The following is a 4,617-nucleotide window of genomic DNA, read 5'->3' on the forward strand; positions in this document are numbered from 1 at the left end:
ACATCCGCATCTGGGCCGCGCCGTTCACGCTGGCGAATTACGCCATCCTCGGTTCGATGATCGGGCGCGGGCGCACCGATCTCGGCTTCGCGCTGCAGGTCGGGCTCAACCTGATCAATATCGCGCTCACCATCGTGCTGGTGGTGGGGCTCGGGATGGGGGTTGCGGGAGCGGCCATCGGCACGCTCGCGGCGGAGGCGACCGCAGCGGGGCTCGGCCTCCTCGTGCTGCGCCGGCTTGGCTCGAATCCCTTGCGCATCCCGCTCGCGGAGACGCTGCAACCGGCGGCGATGAAGCGGATGCTGGCGGTGAACGGCGACATCATGATCCGCACCATGGCGCTGATCGTGGCCTTTGCGAGCTTCGCCGCCATCGGCGCGCGGGCCGGCGATGTCACGCTCGCGGCCAATGCGGTGCTCTACAAGATGTTTACGCTGGGTTCGTATTTCCTCGACGGCACCGCCACGGCAGCGGAGGCGATGTGCGGGCAGGCCTATGGCGCACGCAACCGCCACGCCTTCCGCCGCTCCGTCGCCATCGCGATCCAGTGGAGCCTCGGCCTCGGATGCTTCGCCATGGCCGTGTTCTGGCTGGCCGGGCCGCTCTTCATCGATTTCATCACGACGGATGCCGCCGTGCGGCTGTTTGCGCGCGACTATCTGATCTATGCGGCGGCGGCGCCGCTGGTCGGCGCGCTGGCCTTTGCCTTCGACGGCATCTATATCGGCGCGACCTGGACGCGGGCCATGCGCAACCTGATGCTGGCATCGCTTGCCGTCTATCTCGCTGCGCTCGGCCTCGGCGGCATTCTCACCGCCGACGGCCTGAGCAATCACGGCCTCTGGCTCGCCTTCCTCGCCTTTCTCGGCGCGCGCGGCGCGGGCCAGGCGCTGCTCTATCCGCAACTGGAAAAGCAACGTGCCTGGCCGCAGGTTTCGTAGCCTGGATCACCCGCGCCGCTCGAAGCGTCAGCCGCCGATCCCGTCGCGTCCATGCGGCGCGTCGAGATCGAGCACGGGGCCGAGTGGTACGACGCGGTGCGGGTTGATGGTTTCGTGGCTGTAGTAATAGTGGTTCTTGATATGGGTGAAGTTCACCGTCTCGCGCACGCCGGGCCACTGGTACAATTCGCGCAGATAGCCCGAGAGATGCGGGTAATCGGCGATGCGGCGCAGGTTGCACTTGAAATGCCCGACATAGACCGGATCGAAGCGCACCAGCGTGGTGAACAGCCGCCAATCGGCTTCGGTGATGCTGTCGCCAGTGAGATAGCGCCTGGTCGCGAGCCGTTCGTCGAGATCATCGAGCGTGCCGAAGAGCGGGGTTACCGCTTCCTCATAGGCTTCCTGCGTGGTGGCGAAGCCGGATTTGTAGACGCCGTTATTGACTGTGTCGTAGACGCGCGCGTTGATCGCGTCGATCTCTTCGTGCAGGGCCTGCGGATAATAGTCGCCCGGCGTCGCGCCCACACCATCGAAGGCGGAATTCAGCATGCGGATGATCTCCGCCGATTCGTTGCTGACGATGGTCTCGCGCTGCTTGTCCCACAGCACCGGCACCGTGACGCGACCGGTATAGACCGGATCCGCCGCCGTATAGACCTGATGCATGACGCGGGCATTGTTGACCGGATCGGGGATGACGCCCTCACCCTGCTCGAAGGTCCAGCCCTCGTCGAGCATGGCCCAATGCACCACGGAGAGCGAGATCATGCCCTCCAACCCCTTGAGCTTGCGGAAGATCAGGGTGCGGTGGGCCCAGGGGCAGGCGAGGCTCACATAGAGATGGTAGCGCCCGGGCTCGGCCTTGAAACCGCCCTCACCGCTCGGGCCGGGGGCGCCGTCAGGCGTGACCCAGTTGCGGAATTGCGATTCCTGGCGCTTGAAGCGCCCGCCCGTTGATTTGGTGTCGTACCACTTGTCCTGCCATTGTCCGTCGACGAGAAGGCCCATGGCGTTCTCCTTTCCTGTCCGGTTGCGGCGGCATCGATCATGTGATCCTGCGGGGTAACGCATGAGCCGCCGTGAAGTTTGCGTTCAGGAAAGATATAAGCCGGGAAAACCGCGATTTCCCGGCTTTTGTTCTTGCAATCCCGCAAGCGCGCCTCGCGCGCATCCATGCCCAAGCGCGCCTCGCGCCGCCAAGCCGGCTCAGATCTCGGCCCAGGTCTCGGCTCAGAGGATGTATCGGCTCAGGTCCGCGTTCCTTGCCAGATCGCCGACCTGCTCACGCACGTACTCACCATCGATGGTGACGGTCTCGCCGGTCTTGTCGGTGGCGGTGTAGGAGATATCGTCGAGCACGCGCTCGATCACGGTCTGCAGCCGGCGCGCACCGATATTCTCGACGCTGCCGTTCACCTCTACGGCCACCTTGGCAAGCGCGTCGATGGCGTCCTCGGTGAAGACGAGTTCGACGCCCTCCGTGCTCATCAGCGCCACCGATTGCTTGATCAGGCTCGCCTCGGTTTCGGTGAGGATGCGGCGGAAATCGTTCTCGTCGAGGGGGTTGAGCTCGACGCGAATGGGCAGGCGGCCCTGCAGTTCGGGCAGGAGATCCGACGGCTTCGCCACATGAAAGGCACCCGAGGCGATGAACAGGATATGATCCGTCTTCACCGCCCCGTGCTTGGTGGCGACCGTGGTGCCCTCGATCAGGGGCAATAGATCGCGCTGCACACCCTCGCGCGAGACATCCGCCCCGCCACGCCCCTCGCGGGCGCAGATCTTGTCGATCTCGTCGAGGAAGACGATGCCGTTGTTCTCCACCTCCCGGATCGCTTCCTCGGTGAGGGATTCCTGGTCCAGCAGCTTGTCGCTCTCCTCAGCCACCAGCGGCTCATAGGCCTCCGCGACGGTGGTGCGGCGCGATTTGGTGCGCCCGCCGAAGGCCTTGCCGAACATGTCACCCAGCGAAATCGCGCCCATCGAGGCGCCGGGCATGCCCGGCATCTCGAACATCGGCATGCCGGAGGAGCCCGCCTGCATCTCGATCTCGATTTCCTTGTCGTTCAATTCGTCGTTGCGCAGCTTCTTGCGGAACGCCTCGCGAGTCGTCTGCGAGGCATTGGCGCCCACCAGCGCGTCGAGCACGCGGTTTTCGGCGGCGAGCTGCGCCTTCGCCTTCACCGCCTGGCGCTTCTCCTCCTTGACGAGACCGATGGAGATCTCCACGAGATCGCGCACGATCTGTTCGACATCCCGCCCGACATAGCCGACCTCGGTGAATTTGGTTGCCTCGATCTTGGTGAAGGGGGCGTTGGCAAGCCTGGCGAGGCGCCGGGCGATCTCGGTCTTGCCGCAGCCGGTGGGGCCGATCATCAGGATGTTCTTCGGCATCACCTCGTCCCGGATCGGCCCGGTCAGCTGCTGGCGCCGCCAGCGGTTGCGCAGGGCGATCGCCACCGCCCGCTTGGCATCCTTCTGGCCGACGATGAAGCGATCGAGCTCCGAGACGATCTCGCGGGGGGAAAATGTGGTCATGCCTGGTCCTGTATCTCGAATGGAAGCATATGGCGCTGCCGAAGACGCATGTGCGTCGCTCATCAAGGTAGTGTCTGACTGGTCCATCTGCCAGAGCGCAAGGGGATTGGGGCGCGGGAGGGGGATTGCGAGACCGCGCTCCGGCTCATGCCGTCATCGGCAACGCCCGGGCAGGTTTCGCCTGATCCGCTCGGGGAATGCAGACAAAAGCCCGTTGCGAAGGCGCCGCCAGCCAAGGGCGAAAACCAGAGTGAAGCCGAAAATGACATAGAACCCTGCGAACATGATCACGAGGTCAAAATCCGAGCCTACAACGAACACAGCCACCATTATAAATGCTACGACAGTGCAAGACAGGATTATGGAAATTCTGTTTATCAGAAGGGCTGGAAACAACATTATCAATAATGGAACAGGATAGAATAAATAAATGTAAATTTCGGTTTGCGGGAAAATATTGATAAGTAGTGCTAAAAACACAATAGGAGATCCAATTATATAACAAAACAAAATAAGATAATACTTCTGTTTGTCAATTTTTTGATAGATTAAATCGATTACAAATCCTATAGAAAAAATTGAAAATCCGAATAAAAGAAATATTGATTCGTAATTTTTTTTTACAAAATCCGGATAAAACTCAAAAGAAAATATTGTAAAAGCAAAAATGAATGCAATAATAATAATTAAATATCTAAATAAATTTATATATTTTAAGCAAAAAATATATAATAATATTAAAAATATTATTGTTGAAAGATAGAATGAATAGCTCTTCAGTCCAAAGAAATTGTGCATCAAAATGCTAGATGCCAAAAGACAGTTATAGCCAAATATGATCAATAGCACTGTGATGCTTAGGTTGTATTTCTTTTTTTTAGAAATGAAGCCCGCTGTTATCCAGGCAAGGAGGCCGAGGCCAAAATGCATGGCTAGTGGATTGAGCAGCTGGCGGCCTAGTTAAAAGATTATGACATAAACAAGCCCGATGCTGATCAGAACAACAACATCTTCCGCTATATGCGCGTCACGCTTTCGCCGCTCATGTCGTGCGCCATCATCTGCCAGCGTCGGTTGGTCCGATGCTGCCTCGTGGCGCGGTGAGGGGCCGCTAGCGGTTTCGGGGGTGTCCGGG

3 protein-coding genes are annotated in these 4,617 nt (G+C 59.4%); 1 reads left to right on the forward strand and 2 read right to left on the reverse strand.

Features of this window, described 5'->3' with window-relative positions:
* Positions 1-941, forward strand: a 941-nt coding sequence (locus VKP01_RS07805) for an MATE family efflux transporter (protein ID WP_324411591.1), incomplete at its 5' end; no start/stop codon positions are given.
* Positions 942-968: 27 nt separating this feature from the next.
* Here VKP01_RS07805 and VKP01_RS07810 read toward each other — a convergent pair.
* Together VKP01_RS07810 and hslU are read right to left on the reverse strand one after the other, a co-directional pair.
* Positions 969-1,952, reverse strand: a complete 984-nt coding sequence (locus VKP01_RS07810; protein WP_324411592.1) for a glutathione S-transferase family protein — start codon at positions 1,950-1,952, stop codon at positions 969-971.
* Positions 1,953-2,174: 222 nt separating this feature from the next.
* Positions 2,175-3,482 carry an ATP-dependent protease ATPase subunit HslU gene (gene hslU, locus VKP01_RS07815; RefSeq protein ID WP_324411593.1) on the reverse strand — a complete coding sequence of 436 codons (1,308 nt, stop codon included), beginning with the start codon at positions 3,480-3,482 and terminating at the stop codon, positions 2,175-2,177.
* Between the last annotated feature and the right edge of the window lie 1,135 nt (positions 3,483-4,617).

The sequence above is a fragment of the Saliniramus sp. genome (genome assembly GCF_035311605.1).
Taxonomy (GTDB): Bacteria; Pseudomonadota; Alphaproteobacteria; order Rhizobiales; family Beijerinckiaceae; genus Saliniramus.

What these genes read in the sequence shown, in the direction of transcription:
- VKP01_RS07810 (WP_324411592.1), bottom strand. Translation starts at nt 1,952, where the DNA reads ATGGGCCTTCTCGTCGACGGACAATGGCAGGACAAGTGGTACGACACC.
- hslU (WP_324411593.1), bottom strand. Translation starts at nt 3,482, where the DNA reads ATGACCACATTTTCCCCCCGCGAGATCGTCTCGGAGCTCGATCGCTTC.